Source organism: Sphaerimonospora cavernae (assembly GCF_042435035.1).
Lineage (GTDB): Bacteria > Actinomycetota > Actinomycetes > Streptosporangiales > Streptosporangiaceae > Sphaerimonospora > Sphaerimonospora cavernae.
This window is the reverse complement of the sequence record NZ_JBHMQT010000081.1, coordinates 1-628: the sequence shown is the minus strand read 5'-3', so window position 1 is coordinate 628 and position 628 is coordinate 1. Positions and strand designations below refer to the sequence as shown.

General features: G+C 59.6%; 1 rRNA gene. It reads left to right on the top strand.

What is annotated here, in order from left to right:
* A 23S ribosomal RNA gene (locus ACFHYQ_RS29340) occupies positions 1–628 on the top strand; the annotation flags it as partial.

Here is a 628-nt window from a genome sequence, read left to right as displayed (position 1 = left end):
TCCGGGTGGGGGACAGTGTCTGGTGGGTAGTTTAACTGGGGCGGTTGCCTCCTAAAGGGTAACGGAGGCGCCCAAAGGTTCCCTCAGCCTGGTTGGTAATCAGGTGGTGAGTGTAAGTGCACAAGGGGGCTTGACTGTGAGACTGACGGGTCGAGCAGGAGCGAAAGCTGGGACTAGTGATCCGGCACCGGCGTGTGGAAGCGGTGTCGCTCAACGGCTAAAAGGTACCCCGGGGATAACAGGCTGATCTTCCCCAAGAGTCCATATCGACGGGATGGTTTGGCACCTCGATGTCGGCTCGTCGCATCCTGGGGCTGGAGTAGGTCCCAAGGGTTGGGCTGTTCGCCCATTAAAGCGGTACGCGAGCTGGGTTTAGAACGTCGCGAGACAGTTCGGTCCCTATCCGCTGCGCGCGCAGGAGACTTGCGAGGGGCTGTCCCTAGTACGAGAGGACCGGGACGGACGAACCTCTGGTGTGCCAGTTGTTCCGCCAGGAGCATGGCTGGTTGGCTACGTTCGGTAGGGATAACCGCTGAAAGCATCTAAGCGGGAAGCTTGCCTTTAGATGAGGTCTCCCACCCGTGAGGGTTAAGGCCCCCTAGAGATGATGGGGTTGATAGGCTGGGAG